The sequence below is a fragment of the Microbacterium sp. FG3 genome (assembly GCF_057809335.1).
Genome location: NZ_JBMDJT010000012.1, coordinates 45492 through 68962 on the forward strand (window position 1 = coordinate 45492; position 23471 = coordinate 68962).

The 23471-nt window shown below is 72.7% G+C and carries 24 protein-coding genes, 1 tRNA gene and 1 pseudogene; 10 read left to right on the forward strand and 16 right to left on the reverse strand.

What is annotated here, in order from left to right:
• The first annotated feature begins 10 nt into the window (after positions 1–10).
• Together msrB and ACODR5_RS06085 are read left to right on the forward strand one after the other, a co-directional pair.
• Positions 11–412 carry a peptide-methionine (R)-S-oxide reductase MsrB gene (msrB, locus tag ACODR5_RS06080; protein ID WP_449854653.1) on the forward strand — a complete coding sequence of 134 codons (402 nt, stop codon included), beginning with the start codon at positions 11–13 and terminating at the stop codon, positions 410–412.
• Entirely contained in the window at positions 409–972 is a 564-nt protein-coding gene (locus tag ACODR5_RS06085) for a nitroreductase family protein (RefSeq protein WP_488983035.1), read from the forward strand. Before msrB ends, ACODR5_RS06085 begins: the two co-directional genes overlap by 4 nt.
• Here ACODR5_RS06085 and ACODR5_RS06090 read toward each other — a convergent pair.
• Positions 953–1945 carry a DMT family transporter gene (locus ACODR5_RS06090; RefSeq protein ID WP_488983036.1) on the reverse strand — a complete coding sequence of 331 codons (993 nt, stop codon included), beginning with the start codon at positions 1943–1945 and terminating at the stop codon, positions 953–955. The two genes, ACODR5_RS06085 and ACODR5_RS06090, sit on opposite strands and share 20 nt — an antisense overlap.
• Before the next feature lie 124 nt (positions 1946–2069).
• Between ACODR5_RS06090 and ACODR5_RS06095 the strand changes: the two genes are divergently transcribed.
• The gene (locus tag ACODR5_RS06095; protein ID WP_488983037.1) at positions 2070–3434 is read left to right on the forward strand and encodes a glucose-6-phosphate dehydrogenase; all 1365 of its coding nucleotides are present in this window, start codon (positions 2070–2072) and stop codon (positions 3432–3434) included.
• A 51-nt stretch (positions 3435–3485) separates the two neighbouring features.
• On the opposite strand, the gene ACODR5_RS06100 is transcribed toward ACODR5_RS06095, so the two are convergent.
• Both ACODR5_RS06100 and ACODR5_RS06105 read right to left on the reverse strand, forming a co-directional pair.
• The gene (locus ACODR5_RS06100; protein ID WP_488983038.1) at positions 3486–3701 is read right to left on the reverse strand and encodes a hypothetical protein; all 216 of its coding nucleotides are present in this window, start codon (positions 3699–3701) and stop codon (positions 3486–3488) included.
• Between the two features lie 12 nt (positions 3702–3713).
• A pseudogene (locus ACODR5_RS06105) lies at positions 3714–4578 on the reverse strand (IS5 family transposase).
• Positions 4579–4676: 98 nt separating this feature from the next.
• Between ACODR5_RS06105 and ACODR5_RS06110 the strand changes: the two are divergent.
• Positions 4677–5562 (forward strand): IS5 family transposase gene (locus ACODR5_RS06110; RefSeq protein WP_488983039.1). Its coding sequence is split into 2 segments (ribosomal slippage): positions 4677–5027 and positions 5029–5562, totalling 885 coding nucleotides; the frame shifts between segments, so codons are not numbered across the junction.
• A 95-nt stretch (positions 5563–5657) separates the two neighbouring features.
• On the opposite strand, the gene ACODR5_RS06115 is transcribed toward ACODR5_RS06110, so the two are convergent.
• From ACODR5_RS06115 to ACODR5_RS06125, 3 genes are all read right to left on the reverse strand, one after another.
• On the reverse strand, positions 5658–5918 hold the full coding sequence (locus tag ACODR5_RS06115; RefSeq protein WP_488983040.1) for a hypothetical protein: 261 nt from the start codon (positions 5916–5918) through the stop codon (positions 5658–5660).
• Positions 5894–5966 (reverse strand) — tRNA-Thr (locus ACODR5_RS06120). The genes ACODR5_RS06115 and ACODR5_RS06120 overlap by 25 nt, the downstream gene beginning before the upstream one ends.
• 33 nt (positions 5967–5999) lie before the next feature.
• Positions 6000–7016 carry a DsbA family protein gene (locus ACODR5_RS06125; RefSeq protein WP_488983041.1) on the reverse strand — a complete coding sequence of 339 codons (1017 nt, stop codon included), beginning with the start codon at positions 7014–7016 and terminating at the stop codon, positions 6000–6002.
• A 256-nt stretch (positions 7017–7272) separates the two neighbouring features.
• On the opposite strand from ACODR5_RS06125, the gene ACODR5_RS06130 reads away from it, so the two are divergent.
• Both ACODR5_RS06130 and ACODR5_RS06135 read left to right on the forward strand, forming a co-directional pair.
• Positions 7273–8379 carry an ABC transporter ATP-binding protein gene (locus tag ACODR5_RS06130; RefSeq protein WP_488983042.1) on the forward strand — a complete coding sequence of 369 codons (1107 nt, stop codon included), beginning with the start codon at positions 7273–7275 and terminating at the stop codon, positions 8377–8379.
• A 73-nt stretch (positions 8380–8452) separates the two neighbouring features.
• Positions 8453–9748, forward strand: coding sequence for a DUF4032 domain-containing protein (locus ACODR5_RS06135; RefSeq protein WP_449855146.1), 1296 nt, complete (start codon positions 8453–8455; stop codon positions 9746–9748).
• A gap of 91 nt (positions 9749–9839) precedes the next feature.
• On the opposite strand, the gene rlmB is transcribed toward ACODR5_RS06135, so the two are convergent.
• Entirely contained in the window at positions 9840–10808 is a 969-nt protein-coding gene (gene rlmB, locus ACODR5_RS06140) for a 23S rRNA (guanosine(2251)-2'-O)-methyltransferase RlmB (protein ID WP_488983043.1), read from the reverse strand.
• Positions 10801–12189 (reverse strand): cysteine--tRNA ligase, encoded by a 1389-nt coding sequence (gene cysS, locus ACODR5_RS06145; protein WP_449855150.1) that lies wholly within the window; start codon positions 12187–12189, stop codon positions 10801–10803. The genes rlmB and cysS overlap by 8 nt, the downstream gene beginning before the upstream one ends.
• An 86-nt stretch (positions 12190–12275) precedes the next feature.
• Here cysS and ACODR5_RS06150 point away from each other — a divergent pair, with 86 nt between their 5' ends.
• A complete protein-coding gene (locus tag ACODR5_RS06150; protein WP_449855151.1) occupies positions 12276–13196 on the forward strand; it encodes a DMT family transporter in 921 nt (306 codons plus the stop codon).
• A gap of 6 nt (positions 13197–13202) precedes the next feature.
• Here the strand turns inward: ACODR5_RS06150 and ispD are convergent, their stop codons facing one another.
• Positions 13203–14462 carry a 2-C-methyl-D-erythritol 4-phosphate cytidylyltransferase gene (ispD, locus tag ACODR5_RS06155; RefSeq protein WP_449855152.1) on the reverse strand — a complete coding sequence of 420 codons (1260 nt, stop codon included), beginning with the start codon at positions 14460–14462 and terminating at the stop codon, positions 13203–13205.
• Between the two features lie 79 nt (positions 14463–14541).
• On the reverse strand, positions 14542–15024 hold the full coding sequence (locus ACODR5_RS06160) for a CarD family transcriptional regulator (RefSeq protein WP_261165933.1): 483 nt from the start codon (positions 15022–15024) through the stop codon (positions 14542–14544).
• A 176-nt stretch (positions 15025–15200) separates the two neighbouring features.
• On the opposite strand from ACODR5_RS06160, the gene ACODR5_RS06165 reads away from it, so the two are divergent.
• Positions 15201–15668, forward strand: coding sequence for a DNA modification methylase (locus ACODR5_RS06165; RefSeq protein ID WP_488983044.1), 468 nt, complete (start codon positions 15201–15203; stop codon positions 15666–15668).
• A 70-nt stretch (positions 15669–15738) separates the two neighbouring features.
• On the opposite strand, the gene ACODR5_RS06170 is transcribed toward ACODR5_RS06165, so the two are convergent.
• Positions 15739–16425 carry a response regulator gene (locus ACODR5_RS06170; protein ID WP_449855154.1) on the reverse strand — a complete coding sequence of 229 codons (687 nt, stop codon included), beginning with the start codon at positions 16423–16425 and terminating at the stop codon, positions 15739–15741.
• Complete coding sequence (locus ACODR5_RS06175) at positions 16422–17618, reverse strand: sensor histidine kinase (RefSeq protein ID WP_488983045.1); 1197 nt, start codon at positions 17616–17618, stop codon at positions 16422–16424. Before ACODR5_RS06175 ends, ACODR5_RS06170 begins: the two co-directional genes overlap by 4 nt.
• Positions 17619–17802: 184 nt before the next feature.
• On the opposite strand from ACODR5_RS06175, the gene phoU reads away from it, so the two are divergent.
• A complete protein-coding gene (gene phoU, locus ACODR5_RS06180; RefSeq protein WP_488983046.1) occupies positions 17803–18507 on the forward strand; it encodes a phosphate signaling complex protein PhoU in 705 nt (234 codons plus the stop codon).
• A gap of 69 nt (positions 18508–18576) precedes the next feature.
• Here phoU and ACODR5_RS06185 read toward each other — a convergent pair whose 3' ends face one another.
• Positions 18577–19329, reverse strand: coding sequence for a phosphoglyceromutase (locus ACODR5_RS06185; RefSeq protein WP_488983047.1), 753 nt, complete (start codon positions 19327–19329; stop codon positions 18577–18579).
• Positions 19330–19400: 71 nt separating this feature from the next.
• On the opposite strand from ACODR5_RS06185, the gene ACODR5_RS06190 reads away from it, so the two are divergent.
• Complete coding sequence (locus ACODR5_RS06190; RefSeq protein ID WP_488983048.1) at positions 19401–20222, forward strand: class I SAM-dependent methyltransferase; 822 nt, start codon at positions 19401–19403, stop codon at positions 20220–20222.
• 24 nt (positions 20223–20246) lie between these two features.
• Here the strand turns inward: ACODR5_RS06190 and ACODR5_RS06195 are convergent, their stop codons facing one another.
• From ACODR5_RS06195 to ACODR5_RS06205, 3 genes are read right to left on the reverse strand one after another with little or no spacing between them, the layout of a single operon-like run.
• Positions 20247–21353, reverse strand: a complete 1107-nt coding sequence (locus ACODR5_RS06195) for an FUSC family protein (protein WP_488983049.1) — start codon at positions 21351–21353, stop codon at positions 20247–20249.
• Between the two features lie 47 nt (positions 21354–21400).
• Positions 21401–22501 carry a CAF17-like 4Fe-4S cluster assembly/insertion protein YgfZ gene (ygfZ, locus tag ACODR5_RS06200; RefSeq protein WP_488983050.1) on the reverse strand — a complete coding sequence of 367 codons (1101 nt, stop codon included), beginning with the start codon at positions 22499–22501 and terminating at the stop codon, positions 21401–21403.
• Entirely contained in the window at positions 22501–23106 is a 606-nt protein-coding gene (locus ACODR5_RS06205; protein ID WP_488983051.1) for a nitrobindin family protein, read from the reverse strand. The genes ygfZ and ACODR5_RS06205 overlap by 1 nt, the downstream gene beginning before the upstream one ends.
• Between the last annotated feature and the right edge of the window lie 365 nt (positions 23107–23471).

Genomic DNA, 23471 nt, shown 5'->3' on the forward strand with positions numbered 1-23471 from the left:
CCCTTGAGGCATGGCCTACGAAGTGCAGAAGTCCGAGGACGAGTGGCGCGCCGAGCTCGGCGAGGAGCAGTACGCGGTGCTCCGCGGGGCGGCGACCGAGCGCCCGTGGACGGGCGAGCTGCTGGATGAGGAGCGCGCGGGCATCTACGCGTGCGCGGCGTGCGGCAACGAGCTGTTCGTCAGCGGCACGAAGTTCGACTCCCACTGCGGCTGGCCGAGCTTCTACGAGTCGGTGCGCCCCGAGGCCGTGGAGCTGCTCGAGGACACGAGCCACGGCATGGTGCGCACCGAGGTGCGCTGCGCGAAGTGCGGATCGCACCTGGGGCACGTCTTCCCCGACGGCTTCGGCACCCCCACCGGCGACCGCTACTGCATGAACTCGATCGCCCTGGACTTCACGCCCGAATCGTGAGCGCCGCCAGCGCCGGCTCGGCGCATCCCGCCCGCGACGCGGTGCGCGCCCGGCGCTCGTACTCCAAGGTGACGGACGAGGCGCCCACCCGCGCGGAGCTGCTGGAGCTCGTGGCCGCGGCCTCGCGCGTGGCGGATCACTCCGGCCTGCGCCCGTGGCGGCTCATCGAGCTGCGCGGCGCGGATCGCGAGCGACTGGGCCGCGCGATCGCGAAGGCGCAGGACGAGCGGGAGCCCTCGACCAAGCCGCTGCGCGCGCCGCTGCTGATCGCGATCGTCGCGTGCATCCGCCCGAGCGAGAAGGTGCCGGCGTGGGAGCAGGAGGCCGTGGCCTCCGGCGTCGCCCACACGCTCAGCCTGCTGCTCGACGAGGCCGGATGGGGCGTCATCTGGCGCACCGGCCACTACACGCGCAGCAAGGCCGTGGCGAAGGCGCATCGCCTCGAGAAGCACGAGCGCCTGCTGGGCTGGCTCTACGTGGGCGGCAAGCCCGAGGGCGAGCGCGGCGGCCACCGCAAGACGATCGACGCCGAGGCGTTCCTCACTCGGCTGCCGGAGTAGCCGGCGCGCCGGCCGCGTGGCGCCGGCGCCAGCGCACCGACGCGATCACGACGCCGATCGACGCGAGCGCGACGGTCGTGGCGGACTGCCACGCCGCGGCGGGCGCCTCGGGCGGCCAGATCGCGTCGAGCACGACCGATCCCAGCAGCTGGCCCAGCACCGAGGCGAGCCCGAACAGCAGCACCCCCGTGCGCGCGACGAGCGCGGCGCTCATGAAGATGTACACGCAGCCGATCGGGCCGCCGAGATAGAGCCACGGCGCGGCGGGCAGCGGCTCCGGGGCGCCCACCACCCCGACGTGCACGAGGGCGGCCACGGCCAGCACCGCCGTGCCCCCGACGAAGTTCACCGTCGTGGCCGCGAGCGCCGATCCGACCGCCGCGCGCAGCCGGCCGTTCGTCGCCTGCTGCCACGCGACGGCGAAGCCCACGAGCAGCGGCAGCACGAGCATCCACAGCGGGGCGCGCGAGACCGCGTCGCCGCCGAGCGAGAACGCGACGGCCACGAGCGCGAGCGCCGCGCCGATCACGCGCGGCATCGTCACCGCCGTGACGCCCGCGGGCCCGTAGCCGATGCGGTCCACGACGATCCCGATGAGCGTCTGCCCCGCGACCATGCCGACCGTGAACAGCGAGACGCCGATGATCGCGACCGTGAGGCCCTGCGTCGCGACGGTGAGGGCGCCGGCCGCGCCGCCGATGAGCATCCACCACGGCGCGGCGCCCGATCGGACGGCCGCGAGGAGCGAGCGGCTGCCCGCGCGCCCGGCGGGCAGCAGCGCGCTGAGCACGAGCAGGATCGCCAGCCCGCTGCCGAAGGAGATGACGGCGGCGACGAGTCCGTCGTCGAGCGCGACGCCCAGCTGCGCGTTGATGCGCGCCTGCAGGGCGGCGAGCACGCCGACCGCGACGGCGCCTCCGATCGCGAGCACCGCCGGCATCCAGGAGCGGGCGGCGGGAGGAGCGACGGTCACCGATCAAGCCTACGCCCGCATCCCGCCCCGCCTGCCGCGTCGGCGACCCTCGCCCCGGCAACCCCTCGGCCCGAGCCCCGGCAACCCCTCGACGCGCGCCCCGGGCGGCGGTTAGCCTCGGGGCATGGGCGGGCCGAGCGCGAGCATGGTGATCCTGGGAGCCGGGGGCGATCTGACCGAGCGGCTGCTGCTGCCGGGACTGGCGAGCCTGCTGGTGCGCCACGACTACGAGGTGCAGGTGATCGGCGCGAGCACCGGCGAGAGCAGCGACGACGACTGGCGCCGGCTGATCGCCGACAGCTTCGCGAAGGTCGAGGGCGGCGGCGACGGCCCGCCCGACATCCTCGAGTCGGCCACCTACATCCGCGCCGACGCGACGAGCGCCGACGATCTGCGACGCGTGCTCGCGGAGTGCCGCCACACCCCCGTGATCTACTTCGCGCTGCCGCCGAGCGTGACGATCTCCGCCTGCGAGGCGCTGCGCGAGGTCGATCTGCCCGAGGACACGAGGCTCGCGCTCGAGAAGCCGTTCGGCACGGACCAGGCCTCCGCCCGCCGGCTCAACCGGCTGCTGGCGCAGCTCGTGCCGGAGACGCAGATCTACCGCATCGACCACTTCCTCGGCATGTCGATGGTGCTGAACATCCTCGGCATGCGCTTCGCGAACCGGATGTTCGAGGGCGCCTGGCAGCGCGAGAGCGTGGAGCGGGTGGAGATCGTCTTCGACGAGACGCTGGGCCTCGAGGGCCGCGGCGGCTACTACGACGCGGCCGGCGCACTCATCGACATGCTGCAGAGCCACCTGCTGGAGGTGATGGCGCTCGTCGCGATGGAGCCGATCCCCCGCCTGGACGAGGTAGAGCTGCGCTCGAACATCGCGCAGGTGCTGCGCAGCACGCGCGTCGCGGATCCGGTCGCCGACAGCCGGCGGGCGCGGTACACCGCCGGCAAGGTCGGATCGCGCGAGCTGCCGTCGTACGCCGACGAGGAGGGCGTCGACGCGAGCCGCGAGACCGAGACGCTCGCCCAGATCACGTGCGAGATCGACACGCCCCGGTGGCGCGGCGTGCCCTTCGTCCTGCGCTCGGGCAAGGCGATCGCCGCGGACCGCACGACCGTGACGGTGCGGATGCGCCCCGTCGAGCCGATCGAGGGCCTGACGGGCACGCCGCGCCCGGACGAGATCACGATGGACCTCATGACCGGCGACGTCGCGCTGGCGGTGACGATGAACGGCAGCGGCGACGCGTTCACGCTCGAGCAGAGCGTGCTCGAGACCGAGAAGAAGCCCGGCGACCTGCTCCCCTACGGCCAGGTGCTCAAGGGCATCCTCGACGGCGACCCCCTGCTGTCGGTGCGCGGCGACGTGGCCGAGGAGTCGTGGCGGATCGTCGAGCCGATCCTGAAGGCCTGGCGCGACGGCCGCGTGCCCCTCGAGGAGTACCCGGCGGGCTCAGCCGGCCCCGGCTGGGACACCGACGACACCTGAGCCCGCGGATCGCGGTGATCGTTATCTCCGCGTCCCTTCGGCCGCTGACGTTCAGCAGCCGTTCCGGTGCGACCTCATCCCGCGCTTCGAATTCAGCCGCGTCACTCGTGCTCGGATGATCCCGCCGAGCGCGCCGACCACGGTGAGCGTGCTCACCGCCGCGAACGACGCCAGGTAGATCCACGCGCCGCCCAGGTTGGCGCGCTGATCCGGCCGGCTTGCAAGGCCCACCCCGATCGCAAGGCAGACGGCGAGCGTCGTAGCCACTAGGACGTGTTGCTAAATCCATTGCAGAGCGGCGGAGAGGCAGATCCCTGCCGCGTATGACCGGGCGGTCTTGTCGTAGCGGGAAGCGAGTCCGCGCCACTGCTTCACGAAGTTGAAGCACCGCTCGACGACGTTGCGGCCCTTGTAGCGCTCCCGTTGGTCATCGCCGAAGTCGATCGGACGGCCCGGCCGCTTGCGACGGTGCGCGATCTGGTCGTCGCGTTCGGGGATCGTGGCCTTGACGCCGCGCTCGCGCAGCCAGGCCCGGTTCTTCTTCGACGGGTAGCCCTTGTCCGCGAGCACCCGGTCCGGTCTCGTGCGCGCGGGCCCTCGGCCGGGGATGTGGATCTCGTCGAGTACGCAGGTGAACATGCTCGTGTCTGCGACCTGCCCGCCAGTGAGGACGAACGCCAGCGCCCGGGCCTTCCCGTCGCAGACGAGATGGATCTTCGTCGTCAAACCACCCCGTGACCGGCCGATCGCGTGGTCAGGAGGCTCTGGCCCGGACTTCTTGTAGTTCGACGGATCCCCCTGTGACCCGGGGCAAGGTCGCGCCATGCTGATGGACACGCGCGATCGAGGAATCCACCGACACGACCCAGTCGATCTCGCCAGCGAGCGACGCCCGCTTCTGCACGTGGGTGAGCAGGTCCTCCCAGACGCCGTCGCTCGCCCACCGGCGGAAGTTCTTGTAGATCGTGTTCCAGCTCCCGAACCGATCGGGGAGGTCTCGCCACGCCGATCCCGTGCGGAACCGCCACGCGGTCGCCTCGACCACTGTGCGCCGATCCACCGGAGGACGGCCCCGTGTCCTCGCCGGCGGGAACACGTCCCGGATCAGCTCCCAGACCTCGTCCGTGATGACATCTCGCGACACGACTCAAGAATCACCCGAAGGCTCCACACCCACATTTAGCAACACGGCCTAGGGCGTGTCTCGTAACTTTCGGGTGATCGTCGTCTGAGACTTGGGGTGTGTCGCGTACTCAAGTTCTCTCGGACGTTGCGTGGGCTCGGATCGAGCCGTTGATGCCGAAGGCGTCGCCGAGGGGTGGGCGGCCCTTCAGTGATCACCGGCCGATCGTGGAGGGCATCATCTGGCGCTTCCGGACCGGCTCGCCATGGAGGGATGTGCCAGCTGAGTTCGGTCCCTGGCAGACGGTGTGGCGTCGTCACAGCGAGTTGAGCAAGGACGGCACCTGGGACAGGATCCATGCCGAACTGCTCGCCGACGCGGACGCTGCGGGCGAGTTGGTGTGGGATGTGAGCGTGGACTCCACGGTGAACCGTGCGCATCAGCACGCGACGAACCTCCCTCGCGACACAGGGGGCTGAATCGAATTACAGAAATCCACGCGAAGAGCCGCCCGATCATGCGATCGGCCGGTCACGGGGCGGATTGTCGACGAAGATCCATCACCTCGTCGATGGCAAGGGCGGCCCGCTGGTCGTGCTCGTCGGCCCCGGGCAGGCCGGTGACGCACCGATGTTCCCGATCCTGATGAGCCACCTCCGCGTCGCCCGCCGCGGGCCCGGCAGACCCCGCACCAGACCCGACCGCGTCCGCGGCGACAAGGCCTACTCGTCTCGCGCTATCCGGCAGCACCTGCGCGATCGCGACATCGTCTCGGTCATCCCCGAGCCCTCCGACCAGCAAGGGCACCGCAAGCGACGCGGCTCCCGCGGCGGCCGACCCGTGACCTACGACCGCCACGACTACAAGGGCCGCAACGTCGTCGAACGCGGTTTCAACGAAGACAAGCAATGGCGGGGCCTGGCCACCCGCTACGACAAACTCGCCCGCAACTACCGCGGCGGAGCAGTCCTGAGAGCCATCACCATCTGGCTCAAACGGTTATGAGACACGCCCTAGGTGGATGCCGTCCGCTCGCTTCAGGCCTCCGACGGCCGCGACGGCGACAACCGTCGTCACCGCTGCCGCAAGTCCCGCCAGCGTCAGGCCGTGCCCGTCCAGCCGACCGCCGACTCGAGCCAGTTCGGTTCGCCGCAGCTGTAGCCAAGCGGCGCGAACCCCCACAGCTTCGGCTGCATGCAGCGTTCGTTGAGCGCGTGAAGGAAGAACGCACCCAGCGATGCGCCGGTGGGGATGAGAATGCCTGTGAGCAGCGCGAGCCACCCGGCCCGGATCAGGACGCTCGAAGCCGCGGTTGTTGCGGTGATGCGCCAGAAGGTGCCGGCTGAGGGGCTCGAACCCACGACCCCCGCTTTACAAGAGCGGTGCTCTACCAACTGAGCTAAGCCGGCGCGGGATCCATCCTAGGGTGCCCGCCGTCGGCCTCACTCGGACGGCGTCGCGCTCTCGGTCGGCGTCGGGGTGGGCGTGGGCGTCGACAGGTAGGCGTCGCTCTCGACCGTGAGCACGAACTGCGTGAACTCGGCCGGATCGTCGAGCGACCCGACGTACACCTCGCCGTCCACGAGGATCAGCGGGGCACCCGTGAGCGTCACGTCGTCGGTGCCGGGAAGCGATCCGTCCAGCGCCTGGGCCGTCGTCTCGCGCGCCCAGTCGAGGTACGGGGCCAGCTCGATGCACTCGCGCACGTTGCGCTCGTTGGCGGCGCCGGCCGCGACCGCCAGGTCGGCAAGCTGCTCGTCCGTGTATCCCGCGGTGCCCGGCTCGGGCTGGTCGAGCAGCAGCGCGTGGTTGAACGACGGGAAGGCGTCGGGCGCATGGGTGGCGACGCACGCGGCCGCGGCGACCGCACGCTGCGAGTACTTGGTGCCGTTCGACTTGGGGGTCAGCAGCGCGACGGGGTGGTAGCTGAGCGAGACGGTGCCGCCCTCCACCCAGCGCGCCAGGCGCGCGGCGTTGGCGCGCTCGAACTCGCCCGACTCGGCCGAGAGGTAGTCCACGTAGACGCGGATCTGCACCGGCTCGGTCTCGGGCGTCTGCTCCGCCTGCTCGGTCGGCGTGGGGGTAGGTGTGGGCGTCGCCTCAGCCGAGGCGATCATGGCGGACAGGTCGCGGCCGTTCACCGAGAAGCCGCCGTCGACGAACCCGGCCGGGACCCGGGTCTCCGAGGTCACCTCGGGCACGACCGTGTTCGTGATCGCGATCGCGGCCGCGGCGACCACGGCGAGCGCGCCCACGCCGATGCCGGCGCGCGTCAGCAGGCGCCGTCGCGTCTGCCGCGCGGAGACCTGCTTCGCCTTCGCGCGCAGCGCCTCGCGGCGGTTCACCTCGGCGGGCGTCTCGGCTGCCTCCCGAGCGTCCGGCGCCTGGGCGGGGTCGACGGGCTCGCCCTCCGGGCGCTCGTCCGGTGCCGGCGCGTTCGACGTCTCGTCGTTCGACATGGTCCTCCCTCGCCGCGGGTGCGGCCTCCACAACCTTCCAGAGGATAGTCCCGCGGCCTGGGAATGCGCTCCTCCGGCTCTCCCCGGCCGCCTCCGCATCGCGCCGCGCTCGTCCTGGCCCGCCGCGGATTCTCCCCAGGCGACACGCCCGCATGCCATACTGAGGGCGACCCAAAGGCGGGTCGCGGCGGGCACGCTCGCCGTTCCATTCACTACGGATCGTCCGGCACGTACCTGCCGGTGAAGGAGAAATGACATGGCATCCGTCACGTTCGACAACGCCACGCGCGTCTACCCGGGCGGCACGCGCCCCGCGGTCGACAAGCTCGACCTCGAGATCGGCGACGGCGAGTTCCTCGTCCTGGTCGGCCCCTCTGGTTGCGGAAAGTCCACCTCGCTGCGCATGCTCGCCGGCCTCGAAGAGGTCAACGACGGCCGCATCCTCATCGGCGACCGCGACGTCACCGATGTGCCGCCGAAGGACCGCGACATCGCGATGGTGTTCCAGAACTACGCGCTGTACCCGCACATGACCGTGGCGGAGAACATGGGCTTCGCGCTCAAGATCGCCGGCGTGAACAAGGACGAGCGCGCCAAGCGCGTGCAGGAGGCGGCCAAGCTGCTCGACCTCGAGCCGTACCTCAACCGCAAGCCGAAGGCCCTCTCGGGTGGTCAGCGTCAGCGTGTGGCGATGGGCCGCGCGATCGTGCGCGAGCCGCAGGTGTTCCTCATGGACGAGCCGCTGTCGAACCTCGACGCCAAGCTGCGCGTCCAGACCCGCACGCAGATCGCCTCGCTCCAGCGCCGCCTGGGCGTCACCACGGTGTACGTCACGCACGACCAGACCGAGGCGCTCACGATGGGCGACCGGATCGCCGTGCTGAAGGACGGCGTCCTGCAGCAGGTGGGCACGCCGCGCGACCTCTACGAGAAGCCGACGAACGTGTTCGTCGCGGGCTTCATCGGCTCGCCGGCCATGAACCTCTTCCCGGCCGACATCGCCGAGGGCGGCATCCGCTTCGGTTCGAAGGTCGTGCCGGTCGAGGCGGCGGCGCTCGCCAAGGCGCACGGCTCCGAGGTCACGGTCGGCGTCCGCCCCGAGGACATCCAGGTGGGCCCGGCCACCGGCGAGGGCCTCGAGGTGATCGTGGATCTCGTCGAGGAGCTCGGCGCCGACGGCTACCTGTACGGCCACTCGGAGATCGAGGGCAAGCGCACCGACATCGTCGCGCGCGTCGACGGCCGTACGCACCCGAACGCCGGCGAGAAGGTCACGCTCACCCCGGTGCCGCACCACGTGCACGTGTTCGACATCGAGACGGGTGCGCGTCTGACCGAGGCCGCGGTCACCCCCGCGGTCTGATCCGGAACGAATCACGACGGCGCGGGTCGGCCCCATGGCCGGCCCGCGTCGCGGCGTCTTGACAGGACTGGCGATGCCCGATTCCCTCCGCATCACGGCGAGCGAGATCGACCCCCAGCTGCTCGCGCTGCCCTGGCGCACGCCGCTCGAGGAGTGGCCCCGCGAGCACATCGTGCGGCTGCCGAAGGGCATCTCGCGCCACGTGGTGCGGTTCAGCGAGCTGTCGGGCCAGGTCGTCGCCGTCAAGGAGACGACGGAGCACATGGCGCGCCGCGAGTACGAGATGCTCGGCGCCCTGCAGCGGCTCGACATCCCCTGCGTGCGCCGCGTCGCCGTGATCGCCGGGCGCACGACGCCCTCCGGCGATCCGCTGCCCGCCGCACTCGTGACCGCGCACCTGAGCTTCTCGATGCCATACCGCGCGCTGTTCACGCAGACGCTGCGCCCCGACACGCTCACCCGCCTCGTCGACGCGCTGGCGCTGCTGCTCGTGCGCCTGCACAACGTGGGCTTCTACTGGGGCGATGTCTCGCTGTCCAACACGCTCTTCCGCCGCGACGCCGGCTCGTTCGCCGCGTACCTCGTCGACGCCGAGACGGCCGAGCTGCACGAGGGCGCCGGGGGCACGGAGCTGAGCGAGGGCCAGCGCGAGCACGACCTCGACCTGGCGCGCACGAACATCGCCGGCGAGATCATGGATCTCGCCGCGAGCGGGCGGATCGACGAGGATGTCGACGCGGTCCGGATCGCGGACGGCATCGTCTCGGCGTACCGCTCGCTGTGGGCCGAGCTGACGGCGCCTGAGTCGTTCGACATGTCGGAGTCGTGGCGCATCACCGAGCGCGTGCGGCGCCTGAACGAGCTCGGCTTCGACATCGGGGAGATGGCCATCCAGACGGCGCCGGACGGCGCGCACATCTCCATCACCCCGAAAGTCGTCGACGCGGGGCACCACCAGCGCCGCCTGCTGCGGCTGACCGGCCTCGACGTGCAGGAGAACCAGGCCCGCCGCCTGCTCAACGACCTCGACGAGTACCGCGTCCGCACGGATCGGGGCGAGGACGAGGAGGAGATCGCCGCCCACGAGTGGCTGACGCGCGTGTTCGAGCCCGTCGTCCGCGCGATCCCCATCGAGCTGCGCGCCAAGCTCGAGCCGGCCGAGGTGTTCCACCAGGTGCTGGAGCATCGCTGGCTCATCTCCGAGCAGCGCGAGCAGTGGGTGCCGCTGGCCGAGACCCTCTCGAGCTACATCGAGAACGTGCTGCGCCACCGCCGCGACGAGGCCACGATCATGGGCCCGCCCACCGAGGCCGTCACCGCCCCGCAGGGCACGATGTCGCCCGAGCGCGACTGGCGAGACACCGTCTGACGCGGTGCCCGCGAGACAGCAATTGCGCGCCGAGACCGTGGCGTGTGCACGCTGTCTCGGCGCGAAAATGCTGTCTCGCTGAGAGGGACCGCTACTGCTGGGACGCGCGGGTGGTGGCGATCTGGTAGAGCGCGACCGAGGCGGCGATGCCCGCGTTGAGCGACTCCGTGGCCGCCGAGATCGGGATCGACACCACCTGGTCGCAGTTCTCCGTCACGAGGCGCGACAGGCCCTTGCCCTCGCCGCCCACGACGACGACGATCGGGCGGTCGGCCAGCTGCAGCTCCGGCAGCGACACGTCGCCGTCGCCGTCGAGCCCCAGCACGAACACGCCCTGCTTCTTGAGGTCCTTGAGGGTGCTCGTGAGGTTCGACGCCATCGCCACGGGGATGCGCGCCAGGGCGCCCGCGCTCGTCTTCCATGCGGCCGCGTTCACGCCGGCCGAGCGGCGCTGCGGCAGGATGACGCCCTGGCCGCCGAAGGCCGCGGCCGAGCGGATGATCGCGCCGAGGTTGCGCGGGTCCGTCACGCCGTCGAGCGCGACGAGCAGCGGCGTCTCCCCCGCGTCGACGATCCGCTCGAGCAGGTCCTGCGGGTGCGCGTACTCGTACGGCGGCACCTTGAGCGCCACGCCCTGGTGCACGCCGTCGAAGCCGGCCATGCGGTCGAGCTCGGGGCGCGTCACCTCGAGCACGGGGATCTCGCGCTTGCCCGCGATCGACAGCATCTCCTTGACGCGGTCGTCCATCTCCACGCGCTGCGCGATGTAGAACGTCGTGGCGGGGATGCGGGCCCGCAGGGCCTCGAGCACCGAGTTGCGGCCCGTCACGTACTCGTTGTCGTCGTTCGGGCGGCGCTGCGGGGTGCGACCGGCGACCGGCCGCTTCGCCGCGGCGCGCTCGGCGAGCGCCTTGGCCTTGTGCGCCTTGTGGTAGGGGCGGTCCTCCGCCTTGGGCGTGGGTCCGCGGCCCTCGAGCGACTTGCGGTTGTGACCGCCGGTGCCCTTGGTGGGACCCTTCTTCTTGCCCCTGCTCGCGCCGGGGCGTCCGGGCTTAGCCATCGATGCTCCAATGTGTGCCGTCTGGTGTGTCTTCGAGGGCGATGCCGGCGGCGGCGAACGCGTCGCGCAGCCGATCGGCGGTGCCCCAGTCCTTCGCCGCGCGCGCCTCGGCGCGCTGGGCGATGAGGGTGGTCATGAGGGTGTCGAGCGTCGCCTCCGCGGCGCCCGATGCGCCACCCTCGCGCGCCGGCGCGTCGAGACCCAGGATGCGCAGCATGCCGATGACGCCGCCGAGCGCGCCGGACACGCCCGCCGCGTCGCCCGCGTCGAGGGCCGTGTTGCCCTCGCGCACGGTCTCGTGCACGACGGCGAGCGCCTGCGGCACCCCGAGGTCGTCGTCCATGGCCGCCTCGAACGCCGCCGGCAGCGGTCCGCCCGCGTCGGCGGCGATCCCGGCCCGCTCGGCCCGGGCGAGGAAGCCGTGGATCCGGTCGAGCGCGGCCGCGGCCTCGTCGATCGCCCGCTCGGACACGTCGAGGCTGGATCGGTAGTGCGCGGCCAGCAGCGCGTAGCGCACGACGTGCGCGGGCCGGGCGGCCAGCAGGTCGCGCGCGAGCGTGAAGTTGCCGAGCGACTTGGACATCTTCTGGCCCTCGACCGTGACGAGGCCGTTGTGGATCCAGTACCGGGCGAACGGGTCGCCCGCGGCGTGCGACTGCGCGAGCTCGTTCTCGTGATGCGGGAAGCGCAGGTCGAGGCCGCCGCCGTGGATGTCGAACTCGGCGCCCAGGTAGCGCCGCGCCATCGCCGAGCACTCGATGTGCCAACCGGGGCGGCCGGGGCCCCACGGCGACTCCCACGACGCGTCGGCTGGCTCGTCGGCCTTGCGGCCCTTCCACAGCGCGAAGTCGTGCGGATCGCGCTTGCCGCGCGGATCGGCGTCGGGGGCGTCGTCCATGTCGTCGACCGATTGGCGGGTGAGGGAGCCGTACTCGGGCCACGAGCGCACGTCGAAGTACACGTCCCCCGCCGCGGCGTACGCGTGGCCGCGCGCGATGAGCTCCGCGATGAGCTCCTGCATCTGCGGGATCGAGGCGGTGGCGCGAGGCTCGTACGTGGGCGGCTGGATGCCGATGGCAGCATATGCCGCGTCGAACTCCCGCTCCATGCGGTACGCGAGCGCCCACCAGGGCTCGGCGTCGCTCGCGTTCGCGAGCACCTTGTCGTCGATGTCGGTGACGTTGCGCACGAACGTCACACGGCCGTACCGGTGCTCGAGCCAGCCGCGCAGCACGTCGAATGCGAGCGCGCCCCGCAGGTGGCCGACGTGGGGACCGGACTGGACCGTGGGCCCGCAGACGTACATCGTGACGTTCCCCGGGTCGAGGGGCGCGAAGTCGCGCAGCGCCTGGGCGCGCGTGTCGTAGAGCCGGAGAGTCACCACACAAGACTACTGACCGCCCGCTGAACGTTACGGTCGGGGCACGGCGACACAGATCCGTCGCACGCGTGGGATAGAACGGTGTGGTGCCCGTGATCGCCGTCCTCGCCGCCGCCGTCCTCTTCGGCACGACGGGCACGGCGCAGGCCCTGGGCCCCGACGGCACCACGCCGTTCACTGTCGGCGGGTCGCGGCTCGTCATCGGGGGCACCGTGCTCGCGGCGCTCACGGCCGCCGCCGCGTGGCTGCGGCGGCGCCGCTCGCCCGGCGACGCTCGCCCACGGCTCACGGCGCGGCCCGCCGTGCTCATGGCCGTCACGGCGGTGTGCCTCGCGGCATACCAGCCGCTGTTCTTCCTCGGCACCGCCCGCAACGGCGTCGCCGTCGGGACCGTCATCGCGCTCGGCTCCGCGCCGGTGATCGCCGGCGTGCTCGAGGGCGTGCTGCACCGCCGCGTGCCGAGCGCAACCTGGATGTCCGCGACCGGGCTCGCGACGGTCGGCGTGATCCTGCTCGGCGTGGGAGGCGGCGGCCGGGTCGCGGCCGATCCGCTCGGCGTGCTCGGCTCGATCGGCGCCGGCGCCTCGTTCGCCGTGCTCGCGGTGGCGCAGCGCCGCCTGCTCGACGACGGCTGGCATCCGTTCACGGTGGTCGGCGCGATGGGCGGCGGGTCCGCCGTGCTGGCGATCCCGCTGCTGCTCGGCGGCGACCTGTCGTGGCTGGGCGATCCGCGCGGTCTCGTCATGGCGGTCTGGCTCGGCATCGGCACCGTCACGGTCGCGTACGCGCTGTTCACGTGGGGGCTTGGCGGTCTCAGCGCCGCCGCGGCGGCGACCCTGACGCTCGCCGAGCCGCTCACCGCGAGCGTGCTCGGCCTCGCCGTGCTGCGCGAGCAGCTGGCCCCGCTCGCCGTCGCCGGCCTCATCCTGCTCGGTGCCGGCCTCGCGCTGCTGGCCTGGGGCTCGCGCCCTCCCCGCGACCCGAGGCCGATCCCCCTCGAGGCCTGAGCGGAATCAGGCGGGCAGGAGCAGGGCGACGGCGAGCGCCTGCACGCCCTCGGCTCGGCCCGTGAAGCCCAGGCCGTCGGTCGTCGTCGCCGAGACGGAGACCGGCGCGCCTCCCAGCGCGCGCGACAGCGCCGCCTGCGCCTCGGCGCGGCGCGCGGCGAAGCGCGGGCGCTGCGCCTGCACCTGCACCGCGACGTTTCCGATCGTCCATCCGGCCTCGCCGAGGAGGCGGTGTGTCTCGGCGAGGAAGGCGTCGGCGTGGGCGCCGGCGAACTCCGGCCGCTCGGTGCCGAACCGCGAGCCGATGTCGCCGAGGCCCGCCGCCGACAGCAGTGCGTCGACGACGGCGTGCGCCACGGCGTCGCCGTCCGAGTGCCCCGCCAGCGCCGGCTCCCCCGGCCACTCCAGGCCGGCGAGCCAGAGCGTGCCGCCGTCCGAGAAGGCGTGGACGTCGGTGCCCAGACCCACGCGCGGCGCCGCGAGCGCGGGAGCCGCGTCCGACGATCCCGACGCTCCGGAGACCGTCGCGCCGTCGCCCATCACGATGCCGCCACCGCCGACCGGCTCCACCGGCGAGTCGGCCACGAGCGCGCGCGCCCGCTCCAGATCGGCGGGCGTGGTGATCTTGAAGGCGAGGGCGTCGCCCTCCACGGCCGCGAGCGGATGCCCCGCCTCGGCCACGAGCGCGGCGTCGTCGGTGAACTCGCCGTCTGCGGCGGCGTACGCCGCATCCAGCACCTCGCGGCGGAACCCCTGCGGCGTCTGCGCCGCGCCGAGCTGCGCGCGGTCGACCACGCCGGTGATCCGCTCGCCCTCCACGCGCTTGATCGTGTCGATGACGGGCAGCACCGGCACCGCTCCCCAGCCGGTGCGCTCGATCGCGTCGATCACGCGGTCGAAGACGGCGGGCGGGGTGAGCGCGCGCGCCGCGTCGTGCACGAGCACGATCTCGATGCCCGGCAGCACCCGCGCCAGTCCCGCGGCGACCGACTCCTGGCGGGTCGCGCCGCCCGGCACGACCGACACGAGCTGCGCGCGATCGCCGGCCGCCTCCGTCGCGTCGGTGAGCGCCTCGCCCACGCGATCGGCGGGCGCGACGACCACGACCTGGGCGAGCGGCCCGGCGAACACCCCGCGCAGCGCGTGACGCAGGATCGTGTGCCGGTCGAGCCCCACGAACGCCTTGGGGGCTCCCGCACCCAGGCGGGTTCCCGATCCGGCGGCGACGACGATGACCGCGATGCGCGGCGCGAGGACTTCGGTCACCCCATAAACGTACCGCCGGGTGCCCTTGCGGACACCCGGCGGTATGGTCTGGATCGCGTCTCGCGCGAACCGCGACGGCTCAGGACGCGAGCACCTCGTCGAGGAGGGCGGCCGCCTTCTCCTCGTCGATCTTCTCGGCGAGCGCGAGCTCGCTCGTCAGGATCTGGCGGGCCTTGGCGAGCATGCGCTTCTCGCCGGCCGAGAGGCCGCGGTCCTGGTCGCGGCGCCACAGGTCGCGCACGACCTCGCTCACCTTGATGACATCGCCCGACGCGAGCTTCTCCAGGTTCGCCTTGTAGCGGCGCGACCAGTTGGTGGGCTCCTCGGTGAACGGGGCGCGCAGGACCTCGAAGACCTTGTCGAGGCCCTCCTGGCCGATCACGTCGCGGACGCCGACCAGGTCGACGTTCTCGGCGGGGACCTCGATGACGAGGTCGCCCTGCGTGACGTTCAGCTTGAGGTAGACCTTCTCTTCGCCCTTGATCTTGCGAGTCTTGACTTCGGTGATCGTCGCGGCCCCGTGGTGGGGGTAGACGACGGTCTCGCCAACCTCAAAAAGCATAGATTTATATCCTTTCGGCGTTCTTCAGGATATCACAGCCCGGCATGCACTAAGGTTCCGCCGCTCCCAGCCGCGCCCCGCGAGCTCCCCATCCTGACGGGGCCTTCCGCGCGACCCTCTAGACTGAACGACAGGGCCCGCCGTCCGGCGGCTGTCCCGCACCACCTGGAGGATCCGTGAACTCGCGCACTCTCGCGTCCCTCGCTCTCGGCGGCCTCGTCGTGCTCGGCACGGCCGGCTGCGCCGCCATCACCCCGCAGGCGACGACCATCGACTACTCCCCCTCCGACGGCGTGAACGTGCCGCTGCCGGAGGACTCGCCGGTCGAGATCCTCAACGCGCTCGTCGTGACCGACGAGGACGGCCGTGACGGCGGCTTCGTCGCGACGATCGTGAACACGAGCGACGCGCGCGCGACCGTCTCGCTCGACTGGGGAGGTGGCGCCGGCGAGCTGACGGTGCCCGCCGAGTCGAGCGTCAGCCTGGGCGTGGACGAGGAGCCGCTGCTCCTCGAGAACATCGACACCCCGGCCGGCGCGACCGTCCCGATCGTGTTCAACGCCGGCGGCGAGCCGATCGAGACGCAGGTGCAGGTCTTCGACGAGACGCTGGAGTACCTCGAGGGCCTCGCGCCCTCCGAGTGACCGGCCGCACACGACGAAGGCGCCCACCGCGAGAGCGGGGGCGCCTTTCTCGTGCCGGCACGCGATCCGGTCAGGACGCCTCGAAGCGGTAGCCGAGGCCGCGCACCGTCACGAGCATGACCGGCTCGCTCGGATGCTCCTCGATCCGCGAGCGGATGCGCTTGATGTGCACGTCGAGCGTCTTCGTGTCGCCGAAGTAGTCGCTGCCCCACACGCGGTCGATCAGCTGCCCGCGCGTGAGCACGCGGCCCGCGTTGCGCATCAGCACCTCGAGCAGCTCGAACTCCTTCAGCGGCATGCTGATCGGCTCGCCGTCGATCGCGACCGTGTGCCGGTCGATGTCGAGCGTCACGCGCCCGCCCTGCAGCACGCGCTCCTCGAGGTCGGCCTCGTCCTGCTGCGCGCGGCGCAGCACGGCGCGCATGCGCGCGAGCAGCTCGCGGGCCGAGTAGGGCTTGGTCACGTAGTCGTCGGCGCCGAGCTCGAGGCCCACGACGATGTCGATCTCGCTGTCCTTGGCCGTGAGCATGATGATCGGCACCCCGGACGTGGTGCGCACCTGGCGACAGACCTCCGTGCCCGGCATGCCGGGCAGCATGAGGTCGAGCAGCAGGATGTCGGCGCCGCGCTCGCGGAAGGCCGTCAGCGCGGCGTCGCCGTCCTCCGCGATCTCGACCTCGAAGCCCTCCCTGCGCAGCAGGTACGCCAGCGGATCGGCGAGGTCCGGCTCGTCTTCGACGAGGAGCACGCGAGTCATGCTTTCTCCTTCTTGGGGGAACGGCCCGGCTTGCGGGCGACGGGGGCCGGGCGGGCCTCCGGATCGGGCGCCGGGGGGTCCGTCCGCGGCAGGCGGATGGTGAACGTCGAGCCGCGATCGGGCTGCGACCACAGCCGGATCTCGCCGCCGTGCCGCGAGATGGCGTGCTTGACGATGGACAGGCCGAGGCCCGTGCCGCCGGTGCGACGCGAACGGGCCTGATCGGCGCGGTAGAAGCGCTCGAAGATGCGCTCCTGGTCGGCCTCGGAGATCCCGATGCCCTGGTCGGTCACGGCGATCTCGACGGCCTCCTCGTCGGCGCGCACGCCGATGCCCACGCGCGAGGCGCGCGGCGAGTAGGCGATCGCGTTGGCGATGAGGTTGCCCACGGCCTCGATGAGGATCTGGGCGTCGCCGCGCACGAACACGCCGCGGTCGCCGCCGCGCACCAGCTCCACGCCCGCGGAGTCGGCCTGCACGGCGTTGGACTCGACGGCGGCGGTGACGACCTCGTCGATCGCCACGTCGCCGATGTCGGTGAGCTCGTCGGCGGCCTGCAGCCGCGACAGGTGCATGATGCGTCCCGTCAGCTGCCCGAGCCGCTCGGCCTCGGCCGTGAGGCGCGCGGCGAAGCGGCGCACCTCGTCCGGCTCGTCTGCGGCGAAGTCGATCGCCTCGGCCAGCAGGGTGATCGCGCCGACCGGCGTCTTCAGCTCGTGGCTCGTGTTCGCGACGAAGTCGTGGCGCATCTGCTCCAGGCGCTCGCGCTCCGACAGGTCGCGCGCGATGAGCAGGTACCAGCGCTCGGTGATGCGCGACATCCGCGCGGAGATGAGGCGCTCCTGCCCCTTGAGCGATCCCGTGCGCAGGCGCATGGACTCCACGGCCGTGCCGGCCGCGCGCGCGGTCTTGAGCAGATCGCGCAGGGCCTGGGTGGCCAGCGGCGTGCCCGCGTGGAAGCCCAGCGCACCGGCGGGCAGCGAGACCTCGACGACCGTGCCCGACGCGTCGACCACGGCCGCGGCCTCGTCCATGGCCGCGAGGACGGCGGTGAATCCCTCGGGCAGCGCGCCGCGGTGCTCTCGCACCAGGCGCTCGCGCACGCGCATCGCCCACACGACCAACAGCGTGATCCCGCCGCCGATGAGCGCGCCCAGAAGCAGGGCGAGCAGCACGAGCTGCGTGGAATCCATGCCCACAGCGTAGAACGCCGCGCGCGGACGAGTTCACCGGATGTGCACCTGGCAGTGGCCCCGCGGGCGAGTGTTCCCAGCCGTGTCACCATCCGTTAACCTTCGCTGACGAGAATCGTGAGCGGTGCGCATGCGGAGGTCTCCGCGCGTGCCGGCACACGACCCGAACGAAAGGTCCCCACCGATGCGCGAAGTCTTCCACCAGTCCCTCGAAGAGGTGCAGTCGCGCCTCGTCGAGATCGCGGAGCTCGTCACCGTCGCGATCGACAAGGCGACCAGGGCGTTCGGCACGAGCGACGTCGCTCTCGCCGAAGAGGTCATCGCGGGCGACGCGCTGATCGACGAGAAGTCGCTCGCGCTCGACGAGCTGGCCGTCGAGATCCTCGCGATGCAGCAGCCGGTCGCCCGCGACCTGCGCATCGTCGTCGCGGCGCTGCGCACGAGCGCGTCGCTGGAGCGCATGGGCGACCTCGCCGAGCACATCGCGCAGCTCGCCCGCATGCGCTACCCCGAGCGCGCCATCCCGAAGGGGTTCAAGAGCACCTTCGAGCAGATGGGCGCCCGCGACGTCGAGGTCGCGCGCCAGCTCACCGAGCTGCTGCGCACGCAGGACATCGCGATCGCGGCCGCGATCCGCGACGCGGACGACGAGATCGACGAGCTGCACGCCTCGGTGTTCGAGAAGGTGCTCAGCGCGCAGACCGCCGCCGACACCGCCGCTGTCGTCGACGCCACGCTGGCGAGCCGCTACCACGAGCGCTTCGCCGACCACGCGGTCGGCGTGGCCAAGAAGATGGTCTACCTCGCGACCGGCGACTGGAGCGGCTCGGGCGACCTCGCCGCCGGCGACTGGAGCGACGGCGGCGAGCAGCAGCAGCCCGGGGCCTGACCCCCGCCCGCAACGCGGAAGGCGCCGCCCCCTCGGGGAGCGGCGCCTTCCGCGTTGCGGGGCCGGGTGCTACTTCTTGCCCTGCGCCGCCACGGCGGCGGCACCGGCGGCGGCGGCCTCGGGGTCGAGGTAGCGGCCGGGACCGGTGGGCTTCATGTCCTCGCCCAGCTCGTAGACGAGCGGGATGCCGGTGGGGATGTTCAGCGCGGCGATCTCGTCGTCGCCGATCCCGTCGAGGTGCTTCACGAGGCCGCGCAGCGAGTTGCCGTGCGCCGCGACCATGACCGTCTTGCCGGCGCGCAGGTCGGGCACGATCTCGCCCTCCCAGTACGGCAGCATGCGGTCGATGACGATCTTGAGCGACTCGGTCGCCGGCACCTCGCCGTCGATGCCCTGGTAGCGGGGGTCGTCGGTCTGCGCGTACTCGTCGGCCGGGTCGATCGCAGGCGGCGGCACGTCGAACGAGCGGCGCCACTCCATGAACTTCTCCTCGCCGAACTCGGCGAGCGTCTGCGCCTTGTCCTTGCCCTGCAGCGCGCCGTAGTGACGCTCGTTCAGGCGCCACGACCGCTTCACGGGGATCCAGAGGCGGTCGGCCGCGTCGAGGGCGATGTCGGCGGTCTGGATCGCGCGGCTCAGCACCGACGTGTGCAGGATGTCCGGCAGCACGCCCTGCTCCTTGAGAAGCTCGCCGCCGCGCCGCGCCTCGGCCCGGCCCTTCTCCGTCAGGCGCACGTCCACCCATCCGGTGAAGAGGTTCTTCTCGTTCCATTCGCTCTGCCCGTGGCGGAGCAGGATCAGCGTGTACGTCATGATGCCCATGCTAGGCCGTGAGGCCGTCGCACACCCGCCCGTTCGGCTTCCGTTCACCGACGACTGGGCAGGATGGTGCGGTGCGCGCGGGGACTCAGGTGATCGGTCGCCCGACCCGCGGCACCACCGGCACGAACCGGCTGCGCCGCGTCGACCGCTGGATCGCGCAGCTGCCGTCGCTGCGCGCCGCTGCCGATCCGCTCGTGGTCGACCTGGGCTACGGCGCCAACGGCGTCACGACCCTCGAGCTCGAGGCGCGCCTGCACCGCACGGGGGCCGGGGCGAGCGTGCTCGGGCTCGAGCTCGACCCGGAGCGGGTGGCGACCGCGCGCGATCAGCTGGAGCGCACGCGGCGCGGCGAGACGGTCTTCTCCCCCGCCGCGCGCGTCGCCTTCGCGCGCGGCGGCTTCGAGGTGCCGGCGCCGCGGCGCCCCGCGGTGATCCGCGCCTTCAACGTGCTGCGGCAGTACGACGAGGCCGACGTGCCCGCCGCGTGGGCGCAGATGGCCGCGCGACTCGCGCCGGGCGGCGTGCTCGTCGAGGGCACGTGCGACGAGAACGGGCGCGTGGCCTCGTGGGTCGACGTCGCGGCCGACGGGCGCCCGCTGCGATTCACGGTCTCGCTTCGGCTGCGCGGGCTGGAGCGCCCCTCGGTCGTCGCCGAGCGCCTGCCGAAGGCGCTCATCCACCGCAACGTGCCGGGCGAGCGCGTGCACGCCTGGCTCGCGGCGCTCGACGCCGAGTGGGAGCGCGCCGCCGGCCACGCGGTGTTCGGGCCGGTGCAGCGCTGGCTCGCGATGGCGGCGGCGCTGCGGGCCGCGGGCTGGCCGGTCGAGGGCACGCGCGCCCGCTGGCGCCTCGGCGAGCTCACCGTGCCGTGGAGCGCGGTCGCGCCCGCCTGAGGCGACCCCGGTCTCCTCCCCGGCTCAGACGCGCGGGATGGCCCGCGCCGCCGCGTCGCGCGGCTCGCCCGCCGCGACGAGCAGGTCGACGACCATGGGACGCAGCGAGGCCACGACGTTCTGGTCGCCCAGACGCGCCCGCGGCAGCAGGGCGGCGGGATCGAGCGTGCCCGCGATGGCCCGCAGCGCGTCCCGGGCCTCGAGGTCGCGATCCGGATCGTCCACCGCCGCCGCCACGAGCGCCGCGGCGCGCTGCACGGAGGCGAGCACGTCGGCCAGCTCGGGGCGCGGCTCGCCGTCGTCGACGGCGTAGTGCACGCGGCGCGCGACGACGCGCAGGTTGCGCGTGGCGAGATCCATCGCCTGCTGCATCGCCTGCAGGCGCGCCAGCTCCTGCCGCCGGCCGCGCAGGAACGGCGACATGCGCGAGATGGCCTGCCCCGACTCGAGCGACGACGCCCAGACCTGCACGGGCTGCTGCAGCTCGCGCGCCCGCGACAGGCCGCGCTCGGCGCGCAGCCGGTCGCCGCGGCGCAGCCCCTGCACGACCCGCGCGAGCGCGTGGTCGAACTCCTCGAACACCTCGCGGGCATCGCGCACCACCGCCCGCATCGGGTTGCGCGGCAGCAGCGAGGTCACCACGAGCGCCAGCGCGCCGCCGATCGCGCCGTCGAGCAGTCGCTCGCCGGGGTACTGGCCCAGCGGCAGCATGAACGCGATCGCCGTCTGCACGGCGGCGGAGATCGGGAACTGCGGCGACGGCGACAGGAACCGGCCCACGGCGAGCGTGACGGCGAGCGCGATCGCGAGCTGCCACCATCCGGGGCCGAGGGCGAGCAGCAGCACCTCGGCGATGGCGATGCCCGTGAGCATGCCGGCCACGGTCTGCAGCACCTTGGACGGCCGCGCGTCGCGCAGCAGGCCGAGGCTCGAGATCGTCACGGTGGCGGCGAGCAGCGGCGTCTCGTGCCCCAGCAGCACGTGCGCGAGGACGAACGCCGCGGTCGTGGCCGCGACGATCTGCACGATCGCGATCCACGAGTCCCTCAGCCGCACGAGGCCGGCCCGCGGCCGATAGCCGGAGTGCCACCGCGTGGGCACGATCTGGGTGAGCGGATCGGATTCGGCCACGTCTCGAGGCTATCGGCCGCGTGTGACGGGAAGGTGTCGCGCGGCGCTCAGCGGTCCTGGGCGAGCGGGCGGCGGGACAGGCGGGTCAGGCGCGGCACGTCGGCGGTGGCGCCCGCGTCCGCCGGGACGATGATCTCCTGCGCCGCGGCGATCCGAACGCCCTCGGCCTCGACCTCCAGCGCGGCGTCGCCGGGCGTGCGGCGCGAGACGAGCGCGAGCGCGATGGGGCCGAGCTCGTGGTGCAGCGCCGCGGAGGTCACGTGCCCCGCCTCGGTCTCGCCCGCGTAGACGGCGGAGCCGGGCGCGGGCAGCACGCTGTCGGAGCCGTCGAGGTGCAGCATCACGAGCCGGCGCGGCGGGTGGCCGAGGTTGTGCACCTTCGCCACGGTCTCCTGGCCGCGGTAGCAGCCCTTGCTCAGGTGCACCGCCGTGCGCAGCCAGTCGGCCTCGTGCGGGATCGCGCGCTCGTCGGCCTCGCCGCTCCAGCGCGGACGCCACGCGGCCACGCGCAGGGCGTCGGCGGCGATCGTGCCGGCCAGCGGCAGGGCACGCACGGCGTCGGCCGCATCGACCGGCACGATGGCCTCGCACCACGCGCGCTCGGCGCCGGGGTGCTCGGCGACGGCGGCGTACTGCCATCCGCCCGGCGTCACGCCGCCCCACGGATCCGCCCACACGACGTCGGCGGCCTCGCGCACCGCCGGCTCGGCCGACCCTCCCGGCACGTATCCGACGACGAGCAGGTCGTCGCGGGCGGCGACCTCTACGCGCGAGCGGAAGCGCATCATGGTCAGCCACTTCGCGAGGCCGGGGGCGTCGGGGGCGTCGGCGATGAGCCACGTCGTCGCACCGTCGTCCACGACGGCGGCGGCGTGCTCGATCCGGCCCTGCGGGTCGAGGATCAGCAGCTCGGTGCTCTGCCCCGGCGCGAGGGCCGCCACCTGCTGCGAGGTGATGGAGTCGAGCCAGCTCAGGCGGTCCTCGCCCGAGACGCCCACGACGGCGCGGTCGCCGAGCGGCGCGGCCGCCTCGCCGCGCGCGAGGGCGCGCTGTTCGCGCATCGGATCGCCGTAGTGCGTGCGCACCCACTCGGGCGCGTGCTCGGCGATCCCGGCGCGCAGCGGGTCGACGGCGGCACCTTCGTCCATCACTGCACCTTGGCCAGTCGCGCCGAGGCGTGCGAGCCGAGCTCGCGCCCCAGCGCCGCGATGTCCCACGCCCACAGCAGGTGGCCGTCGACGAGGCCGTACATGCGCGTGGCCGCCGCGTAGGTCTTCGTGCTGGCGGAGCGCATCACGGCGTCGGTGCCGAGGTCGATCCGCGGGCCCTTGACCTCGCCGACGTAGAGCTCGCTCACGCCGTCGGAGTGCACGAGCGACACCTCGATGTCGAACCCGCCCTCGGCGTTGCGCAGGGTCTCGACGTCGTCGGCCGTGCGCGGCGCGGCGTCCTCGAGCGCGGGCAGCAGAGCGGGGCCGGCGTCGGCCGCGACGGCGGGGCGCGCGAGGCGCCAGAACCCGGTCTCGGCGTTCAGCCGCTGCGAGGGGCGGTCGCCGTCGGCGGCGAGCAGCGCGGTGGCCGAGTAGTTGAGGTAGCCGCCGCCGTCGTGGCTGAAGCTGACGCGGTGCGTGAACTCGCCCTGGTAGCGGGTGTCACCGACGGCGTAGTCGATGACGCCGCTTCCCTCCCACACGCCGAGGAGCCAGGACAGCGGGACGATGTCCGCCGGAAGGTCGGTCGGGATCTCGATCATGGTGCCTCCAGCGTATCCGCCCAGGCACGGCGAGGGGCCGGTGCCGGGGCGCCGCACCGGCGCCGCGCGGACCGGCGGCGGGTCAGCGCTGGCCGCGGAAGAGGTTCACGATGACCGCGCCCGAGATGAACGCGATCGCCAGGCTCGCGAGACCGAGCAGTCCGACGAAGAACAGTTCGAGGGCGACGAGATCCATGCCCCCACTCTACTCCGTCCCGCCCGCCGCCCCGTTGCGCCGCCCGGACGACGACCGTTGCGCTGGTCGCTTCATCTCCGCGCCTGCGGCGCTCCGTTCAGCAACCGATGAGGCACAGCTCAACAGAAACCGATCACGGTGCGAGCGAAGCGAGCGTGCGGCCGCCGAT

What these genes read in the sequence shown, in the direction of transcription:
- msrB (WP_449854653.1), top strand. Translation starts at nt 11, where the DNA reads ATGGCCTACGAAGTGCAGAAGTCCGAGGACGAGTGGCGCGCCGAGCTC.
- ACODR5_RS06095 (WP_488983037.1), top strand. Translation starts at nt 2,070, where the DNA reads ATGGGCGGGCCGAGCGCGAGCATGGTGATCCTGGGAGCCGGGGGCGAT.
- ACODR5_RS06125 (WP_488983041.1), bottom strand. Translation starts at nt 7,016, where the DNA reads ATGTCGAACGACGAGACGTCGAACGCGCCGGCACCGGACGAGCGCCCG.
- ACODR5_RS06130 (WP_488983042.1), top strand. Translation starts at nt 7,273, where the DNA reads ATGGCATCCGTCACGTTCGACAACGCCACGCGCGTCTACCCGGGCGGC.
- ACODR5_RS06135 (WP_449855146.1), top strand. Translation starts at nt 8,453, where the DNA reads ATGCCCGATTCCCTCCGCATCACGGCGAGCGAGATCGACCCCCAGCTG.
- rlmB (WP_488983043.1), bottom strand. Translation starts at nt 10,808, where the DNA reads ATGGCTAAGCCCGGACGCCCCGGCGCGAGCAGGGGCAAGAAGAAGGGT.
- ACODR5_RS06160 (WP_261165933.1), bottom strand. Translation starts at nt 15,024, where the DNA reads ATGCTTTTTGAGGTTGGCGAGACCGTCGTCTACCCCCACCACGGGGCC.
- ACODR5_RS06170 (WP_449855154.1), bottom strand. Translation starts at nt 16,425, where the DNA reads ATGACTCGCGTGCTCCTCGTCGAAGACGAGCCGGACCTCGCCGATCCG.
- ACODR5_RS06175 (WP_488983045.1), bottom strand. Translation starts at nt 17,618, where the DNA reads ATGGATTCCACGCAGCTCGTGCTGCTCGCCCTGCTTCTGGGCGCGCTC.
- phoU (WP_488983046.1), top strand. Translation starts at nt 17,803, where the DNA reads ATGCGCGAAGTCTTCCACCAGTCCCTCGAAGAGGTGCAGTCGCGCCTC.
- ACODR5_RS06185 (WP_488983047.1), bottom strand. Translation starts at nt 19,329, where the DNA reads ATGGGCATCATGACGTACACGCTGATCCTGCTCCGCCACGGGCAGAGC.
- ygfZ (WP_488983050.1), bottom strand. Translation starts at nt 22,501, where the DNA reads ATGGACGAAGGTGCCGCCGTCGACCCGCTGCGCGCCGGGATCGCCGAG.
- ACODR5_RS06205 (WP_488983051.1), bottom strand. Translation starts at nt 23,106, where the DNA reads ATGATCGAGATCCCGACCGACCTTCCGGCGGACATCGTCCCGCTGTCC.